At 45.2% G+C, this 24415-nt stretch carries 18 protein-coding genes and 1 pseudogene; 8 read left to right on the plus strand and 11 right to left on the minus strand.

The window, feature by feature from the left end:
* The first annotated feature begins 124 nt into the window (after positions 1-124).
* On the plus strand, positions 125-1591 hold the full coding sequence (locus tag M5X66_RS15805) for a hypothetical protein (RefSeq protein ID WP_036949216.1): 1467 nt from the start codon (positions 125-127) through the stop codon (positions 1589-1591).
* A gap of 37 nt (positions 1592-1628) precedes the next feature.
* Here the strand turns inward: M5X66_RS15805 and M5X66_RS15810 are convergent, their stop codons facing one another.
* From M5X66_RS15810 to M5X66_RS15825, 4 genes are read right to left on the minus strand one after another with little or no spacing between them, the layout of a single operon-like run.
* Positions 1629-2384 (minus strand): iron ABC transporter ATP-binding protein, encoded by a 756-nt coding sequence (locus M5X66_RS15810; RefSeq protein ID WP_036949215.1) that lies wholly within the window; start codon positions 2382-2384, stop codon positions 1629-1631.
* 1 nt (position 2385) lies between these two features.
* Positions 2386-3369, minus strand: a complete 984-nt coding sequence (locus M5X66_RS15815) for an iron chelate uptake ABC transporter family permease subunit (protein ID WP_270103719.1) — start codon at positions 3367-3369, stop codon at positions 2386-2388.
* Positions 3356-4318, minus strand: a complete 963-nt coding sequence (locus M5X66_RS15820; RefSeq protein ID WP_036949213.1) for an ABC transporter permease — start codon at positions 4316-4318, stop codon at positions 3356-3358. Before M5X66_RS15820 ends, M5X66_RS15815 begins: the two co-directional genes overlap by 14 nt.
* 3 nt (positions 4319-4321) lie before the next feature.
* Entirely contained in the window at positions 4322-5317 is a 996-nt protein-coding gene (locus M5X66_RS15825; RefSeq protein ID WP_270103720.1) for a siderophore ABC transporter substrate-binding protein, read from the minus strand.
* A gap of 204 nt (positions 5318-5521) precedes the next feature.
* Here M5X66_RS15825 and M5X66_RS15830 point away from each other — a divergent pair, with 204 nt between their 5' ends.
* The 6 genes and pseudogenes from M5X66_RS15830 (at position 5522) to glgP (ending at position 16684) form a co-directional block, all read left to right on the plus strand.
* Positions 5522-7210 carry an alpha-glucosidase gene (locus M5X66_RS15830; RefSeq protein ID WP_270103721.1) on the plus strand — a complete coding sequence of 563 codons (1689 nt, stop codon included), beginning with the start codon at positions 5522-5524 and terminating at the stop codon, positions 7208-7210.
* 380 nt (positions 7211-7590) lie between these two features.
* Positions 7591-9495 (plus strand): annotated as a pseudogene (gene glgB / locus M5X66_RS15835) (1,4-alpha-glucan branching protein GlgB); the annotation flags it as partial.
* Complete coding sequence (gene glgX / locus M5X66_RS15840) at positions 9482-11428, plus strand: glycogen debranching protein GlgX (protein ID WP_270103722.1); 1947 nt, start codon at positions 9482-9484, stop codon at positions 11426-11428. The pseudogene glgB and the gene glgX, both read left to right, overlap by 14 nt.
* 9 nt (positions 11429-11437) lie before the next feature.
* The gene (glgC, locus tag M5X66_RS15845; RefSeq protein ID WP_154637223.1) at positions 11438-12748 is read left to right on the plus strand and encodes a glucose-1-phosphate adenylyltransferase; all 1311 of its coding nucleotides are present in this window, start codon (positions 11438-11440) and stop codon (positions 12746-12748) included.
* Between the two features lie 11 nt (positions 12749-12759).
* Positions 12760-14247 (plus strand): glycogen synthase GlgA, encoded by a 1488-nt coding sequence (gene glgA / locus M5X66_RS15850; RefSeq protein WP_270103723.1) that lies wholly within the window; start codon positions 12760-12762, stop codon positions 14245-14247.
* Positions 14240-16684, plus strand: a complete 2445-nt coding sequence (gene glgP / locus M5X66_RS15855) for a glycogen/starch/alpha-glucan family phosphorylase (protein ID WP_154599966.1) — start codon at positions 14240-14242, stop codon at positions 16682-16684. The genes glgA and glgP overlap by 8 nt, the downstream gene beginning before the upstream one ends.
* A 166-nt stretch (positions 16685-16850) precedes the next feature.
* Here glgP and M5X66_RS15860 read toward each other — a convergent pair whose 3' ends face one another.
* The 3 genes from M5X66_RS15860 to M5X66_RS15870 form a co-directional block, all read right to left on the minus strand.
* Complete coding sequence (locus tag M5X66_RS15860) at positions 16851-17411, minus strand: DUF6630 family protein (RefSeq protein WP_154599967.1); 561 nt, start codon at positions 17409-17411, stop codon at positions 16851-16853.
* 88 nt (positions 17412-17499) lie between these two features.
* Positions 17500-17883, minus strand: a complete 384-nt coding sequence (locus tag M5X66_RS15865; RefSeq protein ID WP_036949202.1) for a VOC family protein — start codon at positions 17881-17883, stop codon at positions 17500-17502.
* 40 nt (positions 17884-17923) lie between these two features.
* On the minus strand, positions 17924-18409 hold the full coding sequence (locus M5X66_RS15870; RefSeq protein WP_270103724.1) for a MarR family winged helix-turn-helix transcriptional regulator: 486 nt from the start codon (positions 18407-18409) through the stop codon (positions 17924-17926).
* A gap of 58 nt (positions 18410-18467) precedes the next feature.
* On the opposite strand from M5X66_RS15870, the gene M5X66_RS15875 reads away from it, so the two are divergent.
* A complete protein-coding gene (locus tag M5X66_RS15875; protein ID WP_270103725.1) occupies positions 18468-18944 on the plus strand; it encodes a carboxymuconolactone decarboxylase family protein in 477 nt (158 codons plus the stop codon).
* A gap of 42 nt (positions 18945-18986) precedes the next feature.
* On the opposite strand, the gene M5X66_RS15880 is transcribed toward M5X66_RS15875, so the two are convergent.
* From M5X66_RS15880 to M5X66_RS15895, 4 genes are all read right to left on the minus strand, one after another.
* Entirely contained in the window at positions 18987-20639 is a 1653-nt protein-coding gene (locus M5X66_RS15880) for an ABC transporter permease (RefSeq protein WP_154637228.1), read from the minus strand.
* 62 nt (positions 20640-20701) lie between these two features.
* Entirely contained in the window at positions 20702-21649 is a 948-nt protein-coding gene (locus tag M5X66_RS15885) for an ABC transporter substrate-binding protein (RefSeq protein WP_410431431.1), read from the minus strand.
* Positions 21650-21696: 47 nt separating this feature from the next.
* Positions 21697-22449 carry an ABC transporter ATP-binding protein gene (locus M5X66_RS15890; RefSeq protein WP_036949197.1) on the minus strand — a complete coding sequence of 251 codons (753 nt, stop codon included), beginning with the start codon at positions 22447-22449 and terminating at the stop codon, positions 21697-21699.
* 171 nt (positions 22450-22620) lie between these two features.
* Positions 22621-24339: a lysophospholipid acyltransferase family protein gene (locus tag M5X66_RS15895; protein WP_036949195.1), complete on the minus strand. Its 1719-nt coding sequence runs from the start codon at positions 24337-24339 to the stop codon at positions 22621-22623.
* Positions 24340-24415: the final 76 nt, after the last annotated feature.

Genomic DNA, 24415 nt, shown 5'->3' on the forward strand with positions numbered 1-24415 from the left:
GTTTTCCTTCTCTTTGTCTCCCTTCTCTTTTATTGCCATCCACATTACTATTGTTCTTCCTTGATAAATACTTGCATCGTATTCACTCCATATTTGAATACACTGAAACACCGGTAGGAAGACCATGATTAAAGAATCTCTGAAAATCCACGGTAAAAAGCAGTTTGAAATCAAACAGCAAGTCTTTTTCCCTCGAAAATCAAAAGAGATCCGCTACCAAGTTGAAACCTTCTTTTTTCTTCCGGCATCGATGCAAGTTAACCCCGATCTCTACACCCCTTCAAATCTTCAGCGCAGCTTAAAAAACTATATCCGGCTGCGAGCCCCTACGGTGCAGCTCTCTTCTATTCCCGCTGTAGGTGGGTTAGTCGATGAATTGAAAAGCTGGTTGGAACGGTTAGATCCTGAATTACCGCCAACATTAGATGAATATGAAAACCATCTAAAACGCTTTGCACTCACCTTTAAGCGCAGCGTGCGGTTAACCCTAAAGATGGTCGCTCAAAACTCACAACGGCAAACTGAAGAGTATATAACGGGGGTGTTGGCAGACATTGAGCATGGGCTCAAACGCTATCGAGAACTCAGCGCCTATGCAGCACCAATTGAAAAGGTCATTAAATCCAACGCTTTCGCCTATTGCGATGAGTTTATGTCCCATTACACCTTGTTTTACTTACAAGATTTATTAAAAGACAAACAACTTCCTCTACGCGATGAAATTCGCCATCTGTGGTATCAAGAAATGCGTTACTTGAAAAAGCTAGCACCAGATAGCTTTCCACACGATGAAAACGACGCGGAAATGGTCACCTACCGCCGCAATTTACTGAAAAAATATATTAACCGCTACCTCTACTTAGAGATCCGCCACAAACGAGGTCTCCCGCTACTTTTACACTCTATTTATGGTATTGCAGCCGCAATTTCGATGGTTTTCGCTACATTTATTGCCTTTATGTGGCAAGGTAAATACGGTGCGCTCAGCGCTAATTTATTCTTAGCGATGGTGATTGGTTATATCTTTAAAGATCGCTTAAAAGAAATTGGGCGAGAACAGCTATATCGGTTATTTCAACGCTGGATCCCTGATCGTCAATTGCGTATTTATCGGGAAGGAGTAAAAGAGCCCGTTGGGGTTTGTAAGGAGTCATTCCGCTTTCTGAAAGAAAGTACCCTATCCCCTGATATTCATGAAATGCGCCAAAAATCCCACTGGGTGAATTTGGTCAATGTGCAGCGCGTGGAAGATATTCTGTATTACCGCAAGGATGTCACCTTGCACAGCAATTCTGCGGCCTTTATGCAGACTCAATCGTCTATTGTGGATATTACGCGGGTTAATATTTCAGACTTTTTGAAATATCTCGATATTAGCTATGAAGAGTTGATGGTTAATGATGATGAACCCGTAATTATCGGTGAAAAGGTTTACCATATTTATCTATGCCGCCGCGTCATCATGAATAAGAAAGCCTACAATGAATTAGCGCGTTTAGTGGTGAATGCTGATGGCATCAAACGCCTTGAGATCCTTCAGCCACTGGATGAGCTCGACAGCGACGAAGATATTACTATCCCACCGCAATAACACACCGCTCCAATATCATCTATTGGAGCGGATAAAATCAGTAATACAGCGCGATCCGTTGTCCATCCAGTTCTTTGACTTCCAGCGGCGTATCGAAAATTTCCTCTAAAATCTCGGATTTCATGATCTCTTGAGGCTCGCCATGATAAGACAAACGCCCATTTCGCAGCGCCACAATATAGTCTGAATACACAGAAGCAAAATTAATATCGTGGATAACCAGAATGATGGTTTTGCCTAGCTCATCCGCCGCACGGCGCAGTAATTTCATCATGATCACCGCGTGCTTCATATCCAAGTTATTCAGTGGCTCATCCAACAGCACATATTCGGTATCTTGGCATAACACCATCGCCACATACGCACGCTGACGCTGACCGCCCGAAAGCTCATCAAGATAACGATGGCGAAACTCAGTTAAGTTCAAAAATGCCAAGGACTCGTCGATTTTCTGTTTATCATCCAGTGTTAAGCGCCCTTTGGTATAAGGATAGCGCCCGAAACCAACCAGCTCTTCCACCGTTAAACGGCTAGCAAATTGGTTTTCTTGGCGAAGTACCGATAAGCAGGTTGCGAGCTGGTCGCTTGGTGTAGTCGAGACATCCAAGTTATTCACTTTGACATAACCGTGATCCGCCGATAATAGCCGGCCAATAATCGACAACAGCGTTGATTTCCCTGCACCATTTGGACCGATGATTGAAGTGACACCGCTATTTTTAATATTGGCTGTAACGTTATCTAAGACCTTAGTATCTTGATAACTTTTCGATACCTGATGAATTTCAATCATACTAAAACCTTCTTAACACCATATAAATAAAGAATATTCCACCGACAAACTCGAGTACCACAGATAAGGTACCCGCTTTATTCAATCCATATTCAAGAACCAACTGTCCGCCCACTAATGCAATCACACCGAGTAGGAAAGAAACTGGCAATAAATAGCGATGCTGGCTGCTTCCTGCGATGTAGTAAGCCAAGTTAGCTACCATCAAGCCGAGGAACGTGAGCGGCCCCACCAGCGCTGTGGAAATTGCCACTAGGACAGAAATCAGTAATAAGATTACGGTGACTTGCTGACGGTAGTTAATCCCTAAGTTCACCGCATTGGCTTGTCCCAGTGCTAGCACGTCGAAACAGTAGCGCATACGCCAAAGCAAAACGCCTACAATCACGGTGATCACCAACGTGAATAGAATCAGCTCCGGCGTTCCTTTAGTGAAAGTCGCGAACATCCGGCTTTGCAAAATGGAAAACTCATTCGGATCCATCAAGCGTTGCAGCAAAGTCGCCACACTGCGAAACAGTGTTCCGAGGATAATTCCCACCATCAACACTAAGTTGATATTCATTTTGACGGAGATAAACAGCCAGCGGTACAACAATACAGAGAAAATCACCAGCAGGGAGGATTCCAGCAAAAACTTACCAATATTCAACAACCATGATACGGGAAAACTATCGGTATAAAACACAAAGATAGTTTGCAGCAGGATGAACAATGCCTCTAACCCCATAATGGATGGCGTCAGAATTTTGTTATTGGCGATAGTTTGAAACAGAACCGTCGATACCCCAGACCCAAATGCCACAATGATCATCGTCAGCACGATATAACCACGATGAGGCAGAATGTACGCGAGATTACTGCCCAAATTAATGGTCATATACAAAATTATAGACAGCACTGACAGCGCAGCCAACAAACCGATGCGCTGGATTGGCGTAAACGTTCTTTTCACTGGCAAACTTAATGAATTAACTTTTTCCATAACGCTGATGCTTTAACAAGAGATAAAGGAAAATAACCGCGCCTACGACACCTAAAATGACACTCGCAGGAATTTCAAACGGATAACGAATTAAGCGACCAATAATGTCACACAGCAGCACTAAGCCGCCGCCCGCTAAACAGATCCACGGGATAGTTTTACGAATATTGTCCCCCATCATCAAGCTAATCAGATTCGGGACAATCAATCCTAAGAACGGCAGTGCGCCGACAACGACCACCACCACACCGCTGATTAAGGCGATGATAGATAACCCTATGGTCATCACTTTCTGGTAATTCAAGCCGACGTTAACAGAAAACTCACGCCCCATCCCTGCCACTGTAAAGCTATCAGCAATTAAACAGGCTGCCAGTGTTAAGCCGCCCACCAGCCAAAGTAGCTCATAGCGACCTTGTAAAATGCTAGAGAAATCGCCGCTCATCCAAGCACCGAGTGATTGAAGCAGGTCGAAATAGTAGGCGGTAAAAATGGTAAGCGCACTGATTACGGCCCCTAGCATGATACCGACTAACGGCACTATCAGAGCGGACTTCAAAATGATCCGGCGTAAAATCAGCATAAATAGCGCTGTACCTAGCAGTGCAAATCCGCTCGCCACCACCATTTTGGTCATGATAGAAGCCGTTGGATACAGGATCATCACGAACAGTAAGCCAAGGCTGGCAGATTGCGTGGTACCCGCAAGGGAAGGTTCGATAAAACGGTTTTGGGTGAGTAGCTGCATAATCAGCCCCGCGACGCTCATGGCGCTTCCTGCAAGGATCAGGGCGGCGGTGCGAGGGATACGGCTCACGAAAAAGATATCTTGCATCTCGGGGTCGGTGAAAAGCGAAACGGGTGACACGTCACCCGCTCCAATAAACAAGCTTAATACCGCTAATACCAATAACGCGAGAATACCAAAAGAGAGATAAAGCGTTTTCATTGATTAATTCGTTTTTTTCTTCTCTAAAGCTTTGTTTACATCATCCATTAATTGGGAATAAGTTTGGATACCACCAGCGATATAAACCGCTGAAGAATCTAAATAAGCCACTTGGCCTTTTTCCCATGCAGAGGTTTTTCTGACCAAAGCATTGTCTAACACGTCTGCCGCAGGTTGTGCATCTTTCGCACCAATCGCGCCATCACGGTCGATAACAAATAACCAGTCTGGATTCAGTTTTAATAACAGCTCTGAGTTTACGATATTACCGTGACGACCAGTATCTTCCGTGAAGACATAAGCAGGTTCGAAACCTAATACATCGAAGATAAAGCCAAAACGAGAACCTGGACCGTAAGCAGAAATTTTACCGCCGCTCACTAAGATCACCATCGCTTTGCCCGCATCAGGGGTTTTGCCTTTAATATCATTAATTTTGTTTTTGAAGTCAGAAACGAGTTTATTCGCTTGTTCTTCTTTACCAAATAAAGAACCTAACAGCGCCGTACGCTCCATCAGGCTATCAATGAAACGTTTGTTATCAATGTCTAGAGAAATCGTTGGTGCGATACCGCTTAATTTGTCATAAGCATCGCGAGCACGGCTACCACCTAAAATCACATCCGGTTTTGCACTGCTAATAGTTTCATAAGCCGGCTCAAATAAGCTCCCGCCATTAACATATTCTGAGGTGCTATATTTCTCTAAAAACTGCGGAAAATGGGCGTTAGTTTGTGGAACACCAATCACCGGAATACCCAGCGCATCGATGATGTCTAAGGTTTCCATGTTCATCACAAACGCACGTTGTGGATGGCTAGGAATTTCAGTTTTGCCTTGAGCATGTTCAACGACAATCGTTTGTTTTTCATCTGCTTTTTCTGTTGCTGGCTGCTCGGTCGTTGGCGCTGCTGTTTGTGTTTGCTTAGCGTCATCACAACCCGCTAACGCAACAACGGATAATAAGGCAAACCCTGAAACTAATGATTTTGCGAACATCTAAATTCCTCCACCTTTCAATGTGATTATCGTTAGTCACGTCATTCATGACCCGAAGATGGCGGTTATCTTACATGAAACATAGCGCTAATGATATTAGTTTGCATTTGCATTTCGCAAAATAATGATACATCGCACAAAAACACACATTGCCTATATTTAAAGCAACTTACTGATATCTGATTTTGATTAAGGAGAAAATAGATGGCTCAAGCCTGGTGGAAATCTGCGGTGGTATACCAAATCTACCCCAAAAGCTTCTATGACCATAATGGCGACGGTATTGGCGATCTCGCTGGTATTACCGCCAAGCTAGACTACATTCAATCTTTGGGTGTAAACGTGATTTGGCTATGTCCAATTTTTGAATCGCCGATGAAAGATAATGGCTATGACATCGCCAACTATGACAGGGTCGATCCAGTTTTTGGTAGCAACGACGATCTTGATATATTGATCAGCCAAGCTTCACAGCGTGGTATTAAAATCCTACTGGACTTAGTGCTTAACCACAGCTCAAACCAGCACCCTTGGTTCGAAGCTGCCCTTGCTGATCCCAATAGCCCTTATGCTGACTATTACCAATTTATTGAATGGGATAAACCCACTCCACCGAACAATTTACGTACCTACTTTGATTGCCCGGTGTGGACTCAGGTTCCAGATAGCACTCGCTGGTACTTCAACTCTTTCGGACCCGAGCAACCGGATCTTAATTGGGAAAACCCACAATTACGCCAAGAAATTATCCAAATGATCAATCGTTGGATAGCCAAAGGCGTTGCAGGATTCCGCATTGATGCTATCGGCAATATTAAAAAATCCCCTGAAGCCCTCTCGCCTTACCAATTCCCTCCCGATCGGGAAGATGGCACCGCGTCTTTAGTTCCTTGGGTGGTTAACCAACCAGGCATCCATGAATTTTTAAAAGAGCTCGCCAGCCAAACCTTCCATCCTGCGAACTCAATGACGGTGGCTGAAATCGATGTTCCACCGCAAGATCTTGCTGACTATATCGGGGAAGATGGGACATTTTCCATGGTGTTTGATTTCAGTATTGCGGATCTCGACATTACCAAACAGCCCCCGTTCGCCATTGATCCAATCACAGGCGAACGTTTGAAGCCTGTTTTTCTAAAAAGCCAACTCACGACCCAGCAAGTGGGTTGGAGCGCACCTTATTTAGAAAATCATGACCAACCGCGCTCACTGAACAAATTCTTACCGAAAGGCGCCATCTCCCCTGTCGCCGAAAAAATGTTGGCAATGTTTTTATTGACTCAGCGCGGTACGCCGTTTATTTATCAAGGGCAAGAAATTGGCATGACGAACTGCCCAATGACGCTCGACGAACATCACGATTTGCATCTTTTTAAACTCTACCAATGGGGTCAAAATCACGGGTACTCTCACACCACCATGATGAACTATTTTACCCAGCGTAGCCGCGACAATGCGCGAACGCCATTTCAATGGAATAGCCAACGCCATGGCGGATTTACAACAGGAACGCCATGGTTGAAAGTTAATCCTAACTACCGAGAAGTTAATGCCGCCACCCAACAGCAGCAACCCGATTCACTTTTCGCGTTTTACCAACAATTGATTACCCTGCGCCGCCATTCTCCAATTAGCGATATCTTGGTTAAAGGCGAATTCTCAGAAATTAGCGCCCCTGAACCTGTTATTGCTTATCGGCGAACATTAGGTTCACGCGCCATCGATATTTACTGTAATTTCAGTGATAAACCGCAAACTATTAACCAACATTATCGCCAAATACATTTAAGCAATATCGCAAATACCCATGACGACAATATCCATAACGACAAGCAGCAAATTGCCCTACATCCTTATCAATCAATAATTTTTGAAGTAGAGAAAAGTGAATAACTCAATTAATCACTCTAAATAAGCGTAATTAAAGATAAATAATCACCCGATATTTCGATATCAATAATAATCGGGTGATATTGATTACATTACGCATTTAATTACGTTAAGTATTATTAATTGATAACTTAATAATACTATTCAAAAACAAACTAACACATTGTTAAATAACGAATTTAATAGATTTTGAAGATAAATATGTGAAGCCTATCAAATACAAATTAAATAATTTAAGTAAAGTTTAAATTGCTCATTTCACTTTTCTTGAGGTTATTTATTTGCCAAATAAAAATCGCGAAGTTATTTCTCAAATAACTTCAGGGCGTCGTTCTGCTGAAATATCCTCCGCAGAAACCCAAGCAATTAAAAAGCGCACTGATGGCTTTGGCACTCTCATTCGAGACATAGATGGTTGGCTACTGGCAGAAGGCACCCATCTACGTCCCTACGAATGTCTTGGTGCCCACCCCGTCAACTTCGACGGTGTTGATGGGGTGACTTTTTCTTTATGGGCACCCAATGCCCAACAGGTTTCTGTCGTCGGTGAATTTAATCAATGGGATGGGCGCATTCACCCAATGACATTACGCCATGAAGTGGGCATTTGGGAGCGGTTTATTCCTGAGGCAAAAATCGGGCAAGCGTATAAATATGAATTACAAGATAGCCGAGGTTATATGCGGGTCAAAGCTGACCCTTACGCACTCAAAAGCGTGCTATTTCCTCATGTGGAATCAGTGATAACGGCCTTGCCAGACAACCAAACTCCGCCCCCCTCTGCCAACGCAAATTCGCCACTTTCTGCGCCAATCTCAATCTACGAAGTGCATTTAGGCTCTTGGCGCCGTCATCCACACAATAATGGCTGGCTCAGCTACCGACAACTGGCTGAACAGCTTATTCCTTATGTGGCAGAAATGGGGTTTACCCATCTGGAATTGCTCCCTATCAGCGAACACCCGTTTGATGGTTCTTGGGGCTACCAACCTATTGGGCTCTATTCCCCAACCTACCGTTTTGGTGGCGTTGAGGATTTTCTCTACTTGATTCAAACCGCCCACCAGTATCACCTCAAAGTGATCCTAGATTGGGTACCCGCCCATTTTCCTAATGATGAATATGGGTTAATCCAATTTGATGGTACCGCACTGTATGAATATGCGGATCCGCGCGAAGGCATCCATCAAAACTGGCATACCTTGATTTATAACTACAGCCGCTATGAAGTGGCAAACTTTTTGGCAGGTAATGCCCTATATTGGCTAGAACGCTTTGGTATCGATGGGTTACGTGTCGATGCGGTCAGCTCAATGATTTACCGCGATTACAGCCGCGAAGAAGGGGAATGGGTACCCAACAAATGGGGAGGCAAAGAGAACCTAGAAGCCCTCGATTTTCTGCGTTATACCAACCAAATTGTTCAACAGAATTGTCCCCATGCGTTAATGATAGCCGAAGAATCAACCGCCTTTCCCAATGTCACAGGCTCTGTTGAAAATCACGGTTTAGGTTTTGATTTCAAATGGGATTTAGGCTGGATGCACGACACTCTGCGCTATATGTCCCTTGACCCGATTTACCGCCAATATCATCACCAACAAATGACCTTCGGCATGTTTTACGCCCACAGCGAGCACTTCGTTTTACCCCTTTCTCATGATGAGGTGGTGCATGGCAAAGGGTCACTTCTGAGTAAAATGTCCGGCGATACATGGCAAAAATTCGCCAATTTACGGGCTTACTATGGATTCATGTGGGGACATCCCGGTAAAAAATTATTGTTTATGGGGGGAGAATTCGCCCAAGGGCGAGAATGGGATCACGACACAGAGCTAGATTGGCATTTACTGAATCCTGAATATGATGGCTGGCACACGGGTGTACAGCGCCTTGTACGCGATTTAAATCATTGTTATCAGCAGCAGCCCCCGCTGTACCAACTCGATTATTCCCCACAAGGCTTTGAATGGTTGGTGGTTGATGATCACCAAAACTCAGTATTCGCCTTTGTGCGTCGAGATACCCATAACCATGAAATTCTAGTGGTATCCAACTTCACCCCTGTTCCCCGCGAAAACTACCGCATTGGCGTTCACCAATCGGGCTGCTATCAAGAAATCATCAATACCGATTCTCACTATTATCGCGGCAGTAATGTGGGTAATCAGAGCGCAATATCCACCCAGCAAATAGCGGCTCACGGTAAAAATCACTCCCTAAATATTACGCTTCCCCCTTTGGCTACCCTGTATTTGAAACGGGAGCGACCGAATGACACATTTTAATTTTCGGCAAGGTCATGCTCACCCACTTGGTAGCCACATGGACGAACACGGCGTCAATTTTGCTATTTACAGCGAGCGTGCCGAACACATTGACCTGTGCGTGCTGGACTCACTCGGTGCTGAAATTCGTTACCCGCTTTATCGGGGAGATAACCATATTTGGCATGGTTATTTAATGGGCGCAAAAGCGGGTCTACATTATGGTTATCGAGCTAGAGGGAAATGGGAACCAAAAGCAGGATTATATTTTGATGAAACTCACTTACTGATTGACCCTTACAGCCGCGAACTCACTGGTAAACAGCATCCTTATTCGGTCGTCAGCCATGAACCTTATGACTGGCAAGGAGATACCCCTCTTCATACTCCATGGTCAAAAACCGTGATTTATGAAGCTCATGTTCGCGGACTTACCAAGCAACATCCTGAAATTCCACCCGCTTTACGGGGAAGCTATGCTGCTATCGCACACCCTTGCATAACCCAGCATTTAACGCGACTTGGCGTGACGGCACTGGAGTTGCTCCCTGTGCAATTTCATCTGGATGAGCCGCGATTGCAGGCTAAAAATCTCACTAATTATTGGGGCTATAACACGCTGGCACCGTTTGCGATTGAGCCTCAATATTGGTCTGGGCAAGCAGGCTCTACGCCGTTGAGTGAATTTCGCAATATGGTCAAAGCCTTACATCGTGCCGGCATTGAGGTTATCCTTGATATTGTGTTTAACCACACTGCCGAATTAGACTGCTCAGGACCTTGCTTATCGTTTCGGGGATTAGATAACCCCACCTATTATTGGTTAAACGACAATGGCGAATATGCGGATTGGACAGGCTGCGGCAATACGCTGAAATTGTCTCACTCAGCAGTAAGCCAATGGGTGCTCGACTGCCTGCATTTTTGGGCGATTGAATGCCATGTTGATGGCTTTCGCTTTGATTTAGCCACAATATTAGGAAGAACGCCGAAATTTAATTCTCAGACTCCACTGCTTAAAGCTATCACCCAAGACTCGATTCTTGGGCAACGAAAGCTGATCGCTGAGCCTTGGGATCTCGCCAACAACGGTTACCAATTAGGGCTATTTCCACCGCCTTTTGCCGAATGGAATGACCAATTTCGCAATGATTGCCGCCGTGCTGTTTTATATCGTGATATTCCTATCGGTACCTTGGCAAGCCGCTTAGCCGGTTCGCGGGATGACTTTTCACAAACCCGCTTTTCACCGAGTCATTCCCCTTGTTTTGTTTCAATTAACCACATCACCGCACACGATGGCTTTACGCTGAGAGATTTGGTCAGTTTTAATCACAAACATAACCATGCCAACGGTGAAAATAACCAAGATGGTAGCGACGGTAACAACAGCCATAATCATGGTTTCGAAGGGTTAAACGCCCCTGAAAAAATAATATCGGAACGCCAACAGAGTCAGCGCCATTTACTAAGCTTACTTTTACTCTCATTAGGCACACCGATGCTGCGCGCAGGGGATGAGCTAGGGCATAGCCAACAAGGAAATAATAACGCTTATTGCCAAGATAACCCGATAAGCTGGCTTAACTGGCTGGAAGCGGATAGTGCTCTTATGGAATTTACGGCACAACTTACCGCTTTGCGCCAACAAATCCCTGCACTGACGTCGGGGCAATGGTGGCATTCACTGCCCCCCCATAAAACCGTTGAGTGGCTAAATGCCCAAGGCTCTTCCATAACCCTTGAACAGTGGCATCAATCATGCCCCATCCAAGTGTTACTTTCTGGTCAATGGCTATTACTGATTAATTTCACTGAGCAAGCCCATTCGCTCACGCTTCCCGAGGGGGATTGGCACCCTGTCCCACCTTTTTCTTGCCACTTAATTGGTTCTATTCCTCCAAAAACTTTCGTGGTCATGCAGCGCCACCATTTTTCGCCAAATGCTCATTAAGGAATTGATATGTCAGAAAAAATGCCTTTTTACACCTACCCAAATCCCATTTCGAGGCAGCTATTATCCAAAGAACTTCCGAGCAATACAGTTGCGCTTATTTTGGCAGGTGGTAAAGGTTCTCGTCTCAAAGCCCTGACTCAGAAGCAGCCAAAACCTTCACTCCACTTTGGCGGGAAATTTCGAATTATCGATTTCACTTTATCTAACTGCATTAATTCAGGTATTTATCGCGTCGGGATACTGACCCAATACTATTCCCATCACTTAATCCAACATATTCAGCACAGTTGGTCATTTCTAAACGGGAAAACCAATGAATTTATTGAAATTTTCCCTGCTCAACAGAAACAGGATGCCGAAGATTGGTATCAGGGTACTGCCGATGCCATCTTTCAAAATCTCGATGTTATTAGCCAATATCAAGCCAAATACATCATTGTGTTAGCTGGGGATCATATCTACAAAATGGATTATTCCCGCATGTTGCTAGACCATGTAGAAAAAGGGAGCCAATGTACGGTGGCCTGTATTGAAGTACCCTGTAGCCAAGCATCTGAATTTGGCATTATGGACATTAACGATGACGAACAAATCATTAATTTTATTGAAAAACCTCAATTTCCTCCATCGATGCCCGGGAAACCTTATTCCGCATTAGCCAGCATGGGCGTTTACGTTTTTGATGCCCAATACCTTTATCAATTACTCGCAGAAGAGCAGCAACAACAGAATACACAACATGATTTTGGCAAGAATTTAATCCCTAAGGCAGTACAGCAAGGCAAGGCTTGGGCGCACCCGTTTAGCCGCTCCTGCGTCTATTCTAATTTTAATATGGGCGCATCCCCTTACTGGCGAGATGTGGGCACCATTGATGCCTATTGGAACGCCAATATTGATTTAGTCTCAGCGAAACCCGCACTGGATATGTATGATCCCCATTGGTCGATTCGGACGGGTCACTCCCCATTGGCACCAGCTCGGTTTATTCAAGGTGAATCGCTGCAATCTCCCCAAATTACCAACACATTAATTAATGCTGGTTCTATCGTTGAAGACGCCAAAATTGCTAACTCCGTGATTTTCCAAAATGTCCGCGTGAATGCTCACAGCCAACTCGATGCCTGCGTGATCCTCCCCGATGTCTCTATTGGATATGCCTGCCGCTTACAACGCTGCATTGTCGATAGTGGCTGTGTGTTACCCAACAAATTGGTGATTGGTGAAGATCCACAATGGGATGCCCAACATTTCTATCGCTCTGAAGGTGGCATCGTCCTTGTCACTCAAAAAATGCTCGATAATCTTGCGGCTTAAAGGAGATTCAGATGCGCATACTTCATGCTGGCTCAGAACTATTTCCCCTTCTCAAAACAGGCGGCTTAGCGGATGTGCTCGGCGCATTACCCCAAGCTCAAATTGCCGAAGGAGCGGATGTCCGTATCGTATTACCCGGTTTTCCCGCGTTACTGGATGCGGTTCATCACACCTTAGTTGGCAACCATATCAATACATTTGCAGGCCCCATCACTCTACGTTTTGGTCATTATGATGGTGTCGGTCTCTATTTAATTGATGCCCCACATCTCTATCAACGCACAGGCAGTCCTTATCACGACAATCGTCAACAAGAGTACAGAGACAACTATCTGCGGTTTGCCTTATTAGGCTGGATAAGCAGTGAACTTGCCTGCGGTTTTGATGCTGATTGGCGACCTGACATTATTCATGCTCACGACTGGCATGCAGGACTCTGCGCCGCCTATCTTGCCGCCAAAAATTACCCTGTTCCTTGCGTGTTTACCGTCCATAATCTGGCTTACCAAGGACTGTTTTCAGCAACCCATTTTCCTGAATTACAATTACCTAATGGCTTTTATTCCCCCGAAGGCTTAGAGTTTTATGGGCAAGTTTCCTACCTAAAAGCGGGGCTGTTCTACGCCAATAAAATCACTTTTGTCAGCCCCACTTATGCCAAAGAAGTCACTATTCCCGAATACGGTTATGGACTCGCCAGTTTATTGAAACAGCGCCAATCTCAAGAGGATATTTTAGGGATCTTAAACGGCGTGGATTACCAAGTCTGGGATCCGCAACTTGACCCGTTGATCTCCCACAACTACGGGCGACAAAACATGCTCGGCAAAGCCATCTGTAAAATGACTCACCAGCGAGAAAACAAACTTAATGTCACCGATAAAGTTCCATTGTTCGGCGTTGTCAGCCGCCTCAGTACACAAAAGGGATTAGACCTCTTGCTAGAAGTGATCCCCGATTTGCTACACCAAGGTGGGCAGCTGTCAGTTTTAGGCACTGGCGACGCTGACTTACAACACGCCTTTGAGCAATTGGCTCACCAATTCCCAAAACAGGTTTCTGTCGTTATTGGCTATGACGAACTTCACGCCCATAAACTGATTGCTGCCGCTGACGTCATTGTGGTGCCAAGCCGCTACGAACCTTGTGGTTTGACCCAACTTTATGGTCTGAAATATGGCGCTCTTCCACTGGTTCGCCACACGGGCGGGCTAGCCGATACTGTCACCGATTGCTCCCTCGAAAATTTAGCAGATCGCACGGCAACGGGTTTTGTATTTCATGACTATCACGGCTATCGCTCCCACCATGGAAAAACTACCGAACTCAATGATGCTGTGCGTCGCGCTTTCGCGCTTTGGAATGAACCGACTCGCTGGAAACGCGTACGCCGACAAGGTATGCAGATGAATTTTAGCTGGCAAGCTTCCGCCAAAAAATACCTTGCGCTTTACCGGAACTTAATTGAGCCAACGACGGAAGGTGCTGACCATGAATGATCCATTTACCATCCAAAATCGCGAACAGCGAATCAACACTCTAATCGACTCCATCCAAACCAAATTGAAGTTTATGATTGGCAAAGACCCCATTATTGCCACCCAACATGATTGGCTAAATGCCATCTCCTACGCTATCCGCGACTTAACCGTTGACCGTTGGTTGCGTGCCATTCGCCGTTCTCTGTCTCAATCGGATCGCGCTGTCGCTTACTTATCCATGGAATTTCTGATTGGGCGCACCCTTTCCAATACTTTATTAAATTTGGGCATGTATGAGGATGTGTCTGATGCTTTGAAAAAGATGGGCTTTGAACTGAGTGCGATTTTAGAAGAAGAGGATGATCCTGGTTTAGGCAATGGAGGTCTAGGGCGCCTTGCTGCCTGCTTTTTAGATTCTCTCGCCACCTTAAAAATCCCTTCCGTTGGGTTTGGTATCCGCTACGAATATGGCATGTTTCAGCAAAATATTATTGATGGCCAACAAGTTGAGTCCACCGACCGCTGGCTACAATATGGCAATGCATGGGAGTTTCCACGCTATAACCTTAGCTATAAAGTCCGCTTTGCGGGTCGCCTTCAGCAAGAAGGCAAAATCGTTCGCTGGGTGGAAACTGAAGAAGTGCTTGCTCGCGCCTATGACCAAATCATCATGGGCTATGGATGTGATTCCACCAACACTTTGCGCTTGTGGTCTGCCCATGCCACGAATGAGATGAACATCAACAAATTCAATCAAGGGGAATACTCAGCAGCCGTTGAAGAGAAAAATTTCTCTGAGAATGTCTCCCGCGTACTCTACCCTAACGATTCTACGGAATCGGGGAAAATTTTACGTCTTGGGCAAGAGTATTTTCTTGTATCAGCAACCTTGCAGAATATCCTCGATGTCCATTACCGAATCCACGGCACGTTAAGTAACCTTGCCGATAAAGTGGCAATCCATTTGAATGATACCCACCCCGTTTTAGCGATTCCTGAACTGATGCGCTTGCTTATCGATGAGCACGAATATGAGTGGGAAGCCGCATGGCAAATGAGTGAAAAAACCTTTTCTTACACCAATCACACTCTGATGGGAGAAGCATTAGAACGTTGGTCTGTCGACCTTCTTGGGCGATTACTCCCCCGCCACCTACAAATTATCTTTGAAATAAATGACCACTTTCTCACTAAGATCAAACAGCGTTACCCCAACAACCCAGAACTTTTAACTCGCTTATCTCTGATTGATGAATCCCATGGGCGCTATGTTCGCATGGCATGGCTTGCCGTCGTGGGCAGCTACCGAGTCAATGGCGTGTCCAAGTTGCATTCGGAGCTTATGACTCAAGAAATTTTCTCTGATTTTTCCAAAGTATTTCCTGAGCGTTTTAGCAATATCACCAATGGCATTACCCCACGCCGCTGGCTGGCGTTGTGCAATAAACCCCTTGCGAGCTTGATTGATGAAACCATCGGTGAAGGTTGGCGGGAAGATCTCACAGAGCTTTCTCGCCTACAGCAGTACACAGATTTTCCTCTATTTATCGAGCGGTTAAAAACCTGTAAGTTAGAGAACAAAGTTGCCCTCGCCGACTATATCGCTAAAAACGTCAATATCATCGTCGATCCTCACGCCATGTTCGATGTACAAATCAAACGCATTCATGAATATAAACGCCAATTACTCAATATCTTGCAAGTCATTGGGCGCTACCAGCGAATCTTGCAACTTCCCGAAAAGAATTGGGTTCCGCGCGTGGTGATTTTCTCGGGAAAAGCCGCCTCATCCTACGTTAACGCCAAAATGATCATCCGGCTTATCAATGATGTCGCTAACGTGATTAACCACGACGCCCGAATCAAAAATCGTTTAAAAGTGATTTTTATCCCGAATTACAGCGTCAGCTTAGCGGAGTTAATTATTCCCGCCACCGACTTATCCGAACAGATATCCCTTGCAGGAACCGAAGCGTCAGGAACAGGTAATATGAAATTTGCCCTCAATGGTGCATTGACTATCGGTACATTAGACGGCGCCAATATTGAAATTCGCGAACATGTTGGCGAAGAAAATATGTTTATCTTTGGGCATACCGCCGAGCAAGTTGACGCGATTCGTACACAAGGCTATGACCCAAGAAAGATTTACCAAGAACATGAAGACCTACACAATGTCCTCAATTCCCTTGTTTCGGGTATTTTCAGTCCCGATGACCCTAACCGCTATTACCCGCTTTATGATTCTCTGATTAATTTTGGAGACCATTATCAATTACTTGCCGATTACCACTCTTACGTTCAATCCCAAGATGCCGTCGATAAGCTATACCAATACCCAACGTTATGGGCGCAAAAAACACTCAATAATATCGCTAACATGGGCTACTTCTCTTCCGATAGAACCATTAATGAATATGTTGAAAAGATATGGCAAATGAAACCCACTCAGTGAAATAAACAAAAAACATAAAATATATATTCTTGCCGTTTTATTACTTTAATTAAAATTATCCCGTTATTGTGAGAGCCTCATTTATTCACTTCGACTGATATATGATTTAATAAAAGTTTGAATTGATATATGAAGGGGAATACCTATTGTATTCCCCTTTTTACTATTAATATTCGCTGTAATCCACTTCTTCGTCATTCAGCTCAACCATGACGTCAAAATGTTCCATGATGTCCATAAATGGTTCGAAAATACCGGAAGGAATTAAGATCTCATGGTAAGCATCATTACCGGAAGTCAGACCCAATAAATAGTAACCAAGAGCTTGTAGTTGCTGATTAGCGCGAACAAAAATTTGGTCTGGTCTTAAATCGTTTTTAGGGTCTTTAACGGCAAAATCTAGCTGAATATCCAATCCTTCGAACTCAACCGCATTTTCCAAAAAGCCTACAGCAGACTCACTGTCTTTCCAGTCTATCCAAAAGCTGTTTCCCATATTCGACCTGACAATAAGATCTGCCATTAAATAGCCAATTTCACCCTCTTCGATACGTTCGACGAACCCCTCTTCGTCTTCACTGATCGACTCTTTTAACTCTTCCTCAAATGAAGAGATATCCGTTTCCATATTCTCGATTGAATCTGGATTTAACAGCTTCGCCAGCTTGTTAACCACCTGCATAATATCATTGAAATGGTCGAGCGCTTCTGGGTTCATGCCCTGCATCGTTGTTCCTTATTTTTAGCGTAATTATCTGTATTCTCACTAAAATAGGTGATTCGGTATATCGACTAATTCCGATATTTACAATGAATTAACCCTGCACTGGCGTGCAAATTTCGATCAAAAAGCCATTTAGATCATGAACATAACCGATGGTTTGTCCCCAAGGCATCTCCTGCGCATCTTGTACCAACTTAGCACCTGCTTTAACCGCTTGAGCCAAAGCGTTTTCCACATTATCAGTCTCAAAAGCAAGTTCAAAAACAGGAGCATGCGGATTGGGAGCAACCGCGCCTTTACCTAGTTGGTTCATTAGTGCCAATGAAGAAAATGAAATCGTTGTGCTGCCAGTATCCAGCTCGCCATAATCACCACCTTCATGGAGAAAGGATTGTTTAAAACCAAAAGCTTGTTGGTAAAAATCGAGGGTTTTCTCTACATTCTCGACATACAAAATAGCATATTTGAATTTCATTATTTTCTCTCACGTCATAGGAAGTATTAGATAGGGAGTATTAGGCTTTGTCGATATCAAATTGCTTGGCAATATCCACCAGCCATTTTCGGATCACTTTTTCATCAGACTCGCTCACTCCACTTAATAATCTATTTTCAGTGGATTTAACAGCACCTTTGCATTGAAGTAATAATGCTTTCCCTAATTGGGTTATTTCAATAATTTGGATCCGCCCATGCTCAGGGTGCGGCAACTTAGAGATCATTCCCGCCTTTTCGAGGTTTTTCACAATCACACTCATGGTCTGCGGCGTTAATAATGATAGCCTCGCTAAATCAGCCCCTGAGGCTTTAGGATATTCTGCAACCATTAGCAACACAGAAAATTGAGGAAGCGTTACACCCACATCCTGCAAAACTTGTTCCATGCGAATACGATGAGCCGCGTGAGCCTGTCGCAGTAAATAGCCAATATGACCTGATTCCCCACGTTTGCCTTCCCCTATTTCAGGGATCATCGATGTATTAACTTTTGACTTGCGCATAATGTAAGAATTCGAATATTATTATCAGAGTTCTTATATTATCTGTTTGGAGCACAGAATGAAACCTGAAATTATTGGAAGAAGTGATTGGAATCAGTTTGAAAAAATCGCCCCTGAAGTCGTTGCTGCGATGGGAGAACTGGGAAAAGCCGTTAGCAATTCAGGGCTTGAAAAACCGCTCACTGAGTTACTGAAAATACGCGTTTCCCAAGTTAACGGCTGTGCGTTTTGCTTGCAGTATCACTTAAACTTAGCCCGTAAATTAGGGATTGAAGCCGCTAAATTGGATCTTTTACCAACTTGGCGTGATGCCGGTATTTATACTCCCCGCGAACAAGCGGCGCTTTCTTGGGCAGAATCACTAACGCTAATGGCTGCTCAGCATGTTTCTGATGATGTTTATCAAGCACTACAGAATGAATTTACTGAATCCGAAATTGCGTTTCTAACCTCAGCGATTGGGGCGATTAACGCTTGGAACCGCATCGCGGGCGCTCTGCAATTTGCGCCACCAATTCCTAAATCGAGTTTGTAAAATCGTGCATCCCAAGGTGAATATCGCCCTTGGGATGGTTGATTAACGGCTATACCGCTGCTGAATAAATTGCGCGCACAGCATCAAGGTTAAGCTTATCAATACTGCCAGACAGGCCATCGCCATACCGCTGCCGATGGAACCTTGCTCAAACTGGCGCCAAACAAAAATCGACACGGTTTGCATACCCGCAGGCGCCAGTAACAACGAGGAAACCAGCTCTCGTGATGCCACCGCAAACACCAACATCATCGCCGCCACTAAACTCGGTAAAACCAACGGAAATAAAATCAGTCTCAGTGACGTCATTAACCCTGCGCCATGAACCCGTGCCGCATCGGATAAACTGCCGCCAATTTGCGTGAATGCCGCACTGCAATAACGCACGGGATAAGGCAGTAATAAGCAACTATAAGCGAGCAATAAAATTCCCCAAGTATGATAAGGCGTGATGGGCCAAAACGGTTGATTCCACGCCAAAATAAGCCCCACTGCGACCACAATGCCGGGAATGGCAATTGGCAGCAATGAAAGCCCATCCAGTAAGGCTGCTCCACGGATCCGCTGCGCGACGACCAGCCATGCACATAAAAAACCCAATATCCCCGTCAATATCGCTGTTGCCGTTGCGAGAGAAACGCTCGTCAATAAGGCGTCGAGGGCTTCCGTATGGCTATTTAATAGCCCAGAAAAATGCCGGAGCGTTAGGTTATCCAGCGTCAATCCGCCAGAAACCGTATTGGAAAATGCCGTGCCAAACATAGCCAGTAACGGCATGCCAACCGCGCAAAGCGCCACGAAAGAAAACAAACACACCACGGGAATACGCCAAATACCCAATGAGCGTGTCACCAATGCCGCGGCTTTGCCCGTATTCGTCGCCACATTGCGCCCAGATACTAACGAACGCTGTAAGGTGTAAGCCAGTAGCGCCAAACTGGCTAATACCAATGACAGCGATGCCGCTCCCGGTAAATCTATCGGCCAATCGGCAAGACGCTGCTCGATATCCGTTGTCAGAACCCGAATACCATTCGGCGAGCCAATCGCTGCGGGGATCCCATACTCTTCAATCGCTAAAGTGAAGACCAGCAATAAACCAGCGGCAATCGAGGGCAAAGAGAGAGGCAATGTCACTCGCATAAATGCCTGCCATGCGGATGCCCCATGAACTTGCGCCACATCCGCCAGCCGGTTGCCATTCGCAGCCATGCTGCGAGAGACCGCAAAGTAAAGAACGGGAAATAAATTCAATGACATAATCACCACCATTCCCCCAAGGGAAAATAGCGCGCTGCCGGGGCTAATACCAAATAATTGCTGAGAATAACCATTCGGTTGCAAGGTTAACATCCATGAAAGCCCTGCAATATACGGTGGAATTAAAAATGGGATCAAAAATAGTAAGTCCCAAATACGGGCAAAAGGCAGGTTAAATAACCCACGTAAAGCCCCTAATGGAATGGCTATCACGGCACTCACCAGCGCCACACCTAAACCCAGTAAAAGCGTATTTTGCAGTAAATTTGCCAGTTCCGGTTCATTAAATAGATGGATAATCGGTTGAAAAATTTGGCTGGAATCCCCTTGTCCAAAATGCGGAAATAGCGCTTGTAACACAATAAAACTCAAGGGAATAATCACTAAAATCGCCAAGGCGATTAAGATCGAGAATGGCAATAAACGACGAGTCATCATCAGAAAATCAGCTCCTGCTGGGTCGCTAATGCCACCCAGCGGCGAGGAAGAGAAAACCGTTAGCGGAAAATCCCACTAAAGCGAGATAACACGCTGCTGCGCTCTGCACTATCAGTGGTCGGTTCTGGCAACAGTGTTAACGTCGAAAAATCAGGGCGCTTACCGGCAACATCCATTCTGGCTGGCATCAACCAGGCATCTGCCACGATTTTCTGGCCTTCAGGGGAGAGCACGTAATCAATAAAAGCCTTGGCTTCATTTTGCTGTTTACTGCTATTTAAAATCATCATTGGACGTGGTGCGATGGCCGTTCCGCTGCTTGGGAAAATCACCTCGATGGATTCACCTTCCGCGATGCTACCATAAGCCACATAGTCGACTGCACCAAATACAGCCGCTTTTGCTCCTTGCAACACAGGCGTTAACGCTTGCGCATTCGGACCAGAAATCACCATGCCGTTGGCTTTTAATTCAGAGAATAGTGTCCATGCGGCTTCTGGTTTCGCATTCTGTAATCCCAACAATAAGTCTAACGATGCCCCTGACAATGCCGGGTCTGGCATGGTGACTTTATCCTTAAAGACGGGCTGCGCTAAATCTGCCCAGTCCGTTGGTTTCGGCGTGCCACTTTTACTGTTCCAAACGATCCCCAATGCGGAGATCCCTTGCGCCACATAGTATGGCGTTTTAAATTGCGCAGGCACTTTTTCGGCATTCGGGCTTTCATACGCCAGTAACCAACCTTTTTGTTGAAGGTCTACCGCGGTATCCCATGAAGCAGAGATCAAGACATCCGCACGCGGGTTGGCTTGTTCCGCCTCTAAGCGCGCCATCACTTTACCTGTCGTAGCCTGAAAAACATCCACTTTCACGCCCGTTTGCTTTTCATACCCTGCCGCTAACTGTTTTGCCATCGCCCCTGGACCTGCGGTATAGACGGTCAATGCCTGGGAAGAAACGGAAAATAGTGCACAGGATAATCCTAAACTCATTGCGATACCTTTCATGGAAAAATGGTTTGATAACATTAGCTTTTGCATAACAGAGTCTCTCTTCATAAGGTGGTCAAACTGTCTATTTTGCCGTTTTGGATATGGGCAATTTGATGCGCCAATGCATGGGCTTCAGCCGGATCGTGCGTGACATAAACGGCGGTAATTTCTAGTGAACGAAGTAACTGCGCCATCTCATCACACAGAGCACGGCGCAAGGCAACATCGAGGTTAGAAAGGGGTTCATCAAACAGTAAAATTTCAGGTTCCGCGATAATGGCGCGGGCTAATGCCACCCGTTGCTGCTGTCCGCCTGAAAGGTCGGCAGGTTTACGCTTAGCAAACCCCGCTAATCCAACCCGCTCTAAGGCTTGGTTCACCCTATCCTCTATCGCTTGACTCGCCACTTTGCGCATACGTAAAGGAAATGCCACGTTCTGAAATACGGTCATGTGCGGCCAAAGTGCATAATCTTGAAACACCATACCGAGATTGCGCTGTTCCGGCGGGACAAGTCTCTGGGAACTTGCGACCAGCTTTTTATTCAAGAAAATCTCACCTGAGCTTGGTTGCAATAACCCCGCTAACAGCTTCAATAAGGTACTTTTACCGCAACCAGAGGGACCTAATAGCGCTAAGATAGAGCCTTTTGCAACAGTCAGATCAATCCCATCCAACACCGTTTGATGAGCAAAAATTTGAGAGAGTTTGTGAATAGAAATCATCGGATGCTGCGAAGCAAATTGCGCATTCGCTGCGTTAGCTTTTTGAAAAGCATCCTGACTCCCATTCAATGAAGAGAGTGCATTTAACATACATTGTTATCCTCTTTGGGACTTAATCGTTATCGAGGATGCTACGAAAGGAATGGGTCAGTGAGATGACAAATTTATGATGGAATAATGACAGGGCGAATAATACTGGCGGAATTATTAATAGTATAAATAAAACAGGAAAGGATGAGTCTTTTCACCCTTCCCGTCATTTTATTCAGTCGTCGATTGCGCTTGATGGACTGCAATATAACGCTGATAACGCTGCGGTTTTAAGCGGCTTAAATCCACCAAAACTAAACCGTCGATGCAGTCGTTGAACGCAGGGTCGGTACCAAAATCAATAAACTGCACCCCACCTGGCTCACACAGCTCGGTGTACTGTTTATACAGCGTCGGAATAGAGCAGCCAATATTGCTCAGTAAGCTTTTTAGCTTCACCAAATCTTCTTGGTAATTATTACCATCAAACTGAGCTAAAACCTGTGGTAGTGATGCCGGGTAAGGCTTACGAGATTGCGCCATTGCCAACTCAGAGGAAAAATAGAGGCGATAAAATGCAATCAGTAAATCACGCGCAGCAACGGGCATGCTTCCAGAGATAGACACTGGACCAAATAGATAACGATATTGCGGATACTTCGCTAAATACGCGCCAATACCTAACCAAAGATAATCTAAGCCGCGTTTGCCCCAATAGGCAGGCTGAATAAAACTGCGCCCTAACTCAATCCCTTGAGCCAAAATAGGCATCATGTCTTGGTTATAGTGGAACAGGCTATTACTGTAGATCCCCTCTAACCCTTTTTTCTCTAGCTGCTGCTCCGTCGGCACAAATCGGTATGCGCCCACCACTTCTAAATCCTCTTCATCCCATAAAATAAGATGGTAATAATCGTCATCGAAACTATCGAGATCACGGCGTCGACCGGAGCCTTCCCCCACCGCGCGAAATGCGATTTCCCGCAATCGTCCTAGCTCACGTAAAATTGGCGTTCGCTCTTCTTGCTGACGCTGATAAAGGTAAATAATTTTACCATCGGGAGTCACGCCTAGTTGCTCACAAGCCGCTAAAGCCTTTTTCAGTTCAATACGATCTTCGGGTAACGCGATTGGGGCTTCACAGGTAAACAGCCCCGCTTTTCCTTTACCTAGCAGATACACATGACGACGAAATCGCTCTGCCAGCTCATTATCATTCGTTCGCCCGTCATACCATTGAGAAAACGGGATGCGCCCACCGATACGTAATTTGATGCGATTATTGCGCTGCTTGAACATTTCGTTCACCAGCATCAAAGCCGATAGTGGCTTATACACCAAGGATGTTGTGTAGAACAGCAGGCTGTTACGAGCTTGCACATGCACAGGAACAATCGGTGCGCGAGATTTGGCGGCTAAACGTAAAAAACCCGTGCGCCAATGGCAATCACTAATGCCTTTCGTGCTCCAGCGAGATACTTCCCCCGCAGGGAAAACAACCAAAGCTCCTTGGTTATCAAGATGAGATTGCATACCGACGACTTGCTGGCGGTTGGTGCGGTTGCCAACATTATCAACAGGAATAAATAAGCTTTGAAGTGGCTCAAGGTAACTGAGCATTTGATTGGCAACGATTTTGACATCTGGTCGAACCGTTGCGACTGCGCGTAAAATGGCGAGCCCATCAAGAGAGCCAATCGGATGATTTGCAACAAATAAGACCGGACCTTGGCTTGGGATGTTTTCTAAATCCCCGTCGCCTAATTCGCAACGGACATTCAAATCATTCATAAATTGCTCGACAAGATCGAGCCCTTTTAGATGTGGGTAATCTTCAGCAAGCTGCTGGAAATCTCTTTCATGTAGTAAACGCTTTAATAATTTCCGTTTCCAAGCGGGCAGTGTTTGCTGCGGAAAAGCACTTTCCAGTAAAGCATCAACACTAAACATAATGAAGTCCTCTCACATGCGCGTTATTGGCAAATTTAAGTCATAATAATGACGAATAAATAACCACTTTGTGACA

The organism is Providencia sp. PROV188 (genome assembly GCF_027595165.1).
GTDB classification, from domain to species: Bacteria; Pseudomonadota; Gammaproteobacteria; order Enterobacterales; family Enterobacteriaceae; genus Providencia; species Providencia lanzhouensis.

What these genes read in the sequence shown, in the direction of transcription:
- M5X66_RS15805 (WP_036949216.1), top strand. Translation starts at nt 125, where the DNA reads ATGATTAAAGAATCTCTGAAAATCCACGGTAAAAAGCAGTTTGAAATC.
- M5X66_RS15810 (WP_036949215.1), bottom strand. Translation starts at nt 2,384, where the DNA reads ATGATTGAAATTCATCAGGTATCGAAAAGTTATCAAGATACTAAGGTC.
- M5X66_RS15815 (WP_270103719.1), bottom strand. Translation starts at nt 3,369, where the DNA reads ATGGAAAAAGTTAATTCATTAAGTTTGCCAGTGAAAAGAACGTTTACG.
- M5X66_RS15820 (WP_036949213.1), bottom strand. Translation starts at nt 4,318, where the DNA reads ATGAAAACGCTTTATCTCTCTTTTGGTATTCTCGCGTTATTGGTATTA.
- M5X66_RS15825 (WP_270103720.1), bottom strand. Translation starts at nt 5,317, where the DNA reads ATGTTCGCAAAATCATTAGTTTCAGGGTTTGCCTTATTATCCGTTGTT.
- M5X66_RS15830 (WP_270103721.1), top strand. Translation starts at nt 5,522, where the DNA reads ATGGCTCAAGCCTGGTGGAAATCTGCGGTGGTATACCAAATCTACCCC.
- glgX (WP_270103722.1), top strand. Translation starts at nt 9,482, where the DNA reads ATGACACATTTTAATTTTCGGCAAGGTCATGCTCACCCACTTGGTAGC.
- glgC (WP_154637223.1), top strand. Translation starts at nt 11,438, where the DNA reads ATGTCAGAAAAAATGCCTTTTTACACCTACCCAAATCCCATTTCGAGG.
- glgA (WP_270103723.1), top strand. Translation starts at nt 12,760, where the DNA reads ATGCGCATACTTCATGCTGGCTCAGAACTATTTCCCCTTCTCAAAACA.
- glgP (WP_154599966.1), top strand. Translation starts at nt 14,240, where the DNA reads ATGAATGATCCATTTACCATCCAAAATCGCGAACAGCGAATCAACACT.
- M5X66_RS15860 (WP_154599967.1), bottom strand. Translation starts at nt 17,411, where the DNA reads ATGCAGGGCATGAACCCAGAAGCGCTCGACCATTTCAATGATATTATG.
- M5X66_RS15865 (WP_036949202.1), bottom strand. Translation starts at nt 17,883, where the DNA reads ATGAAATTCAAATATGCTATTTTGTATGTCGAGAATGTAGAGAAAACC.
- M5X66_RS15870 (WP_270103724.1), bottom strand. Translation starts at nt 18,409, where the DNA reads ATGCGCAAGTCAAAAGTTAATACATCGATGATCCCTGAAATAGGGGAA.
- M5X66_RS15875 (WP_270103725.1), top strand. Translation starts at nt 18,468, where the DNA reads ATGAAACCTGAAATTATTGGAAGAAGTGATTGGAATCAGTTTGAAAAA.
- M5X66_RS15880 (WP_154637228.1), bottom strand. Translation starts at nt 20,639, where the DNA reads ATGACTCGTCGTTTATTGCCATTCTCGATCTTAATCGCCTTGGCGATT.
- M5X66_RS15885 (WP_410431431.1), bottom strand. Translation starts at nt 21,649, where the DNA reads ATGAAAGGTATCGCAATGAGTTTAGGATTATCCTGTGCACTATTTTCC.
- M5X66_RS15890 (WP_036949197.1), bottom strand. Translation starts at nt 22,449, where the DNA reads ATGTTAAATGCACTCTCTTCATTGAATGGGAGTCAGGATGCTTTTCAA.
- M5X66_RS15895 (WP_036949195.1), bottom strand. Translation starts at nt 24,339, where the DNA reads ATGTTTAGTGTTGATGCTTTACTGGAAAGTGCTTTTCCGCAGCAAACA.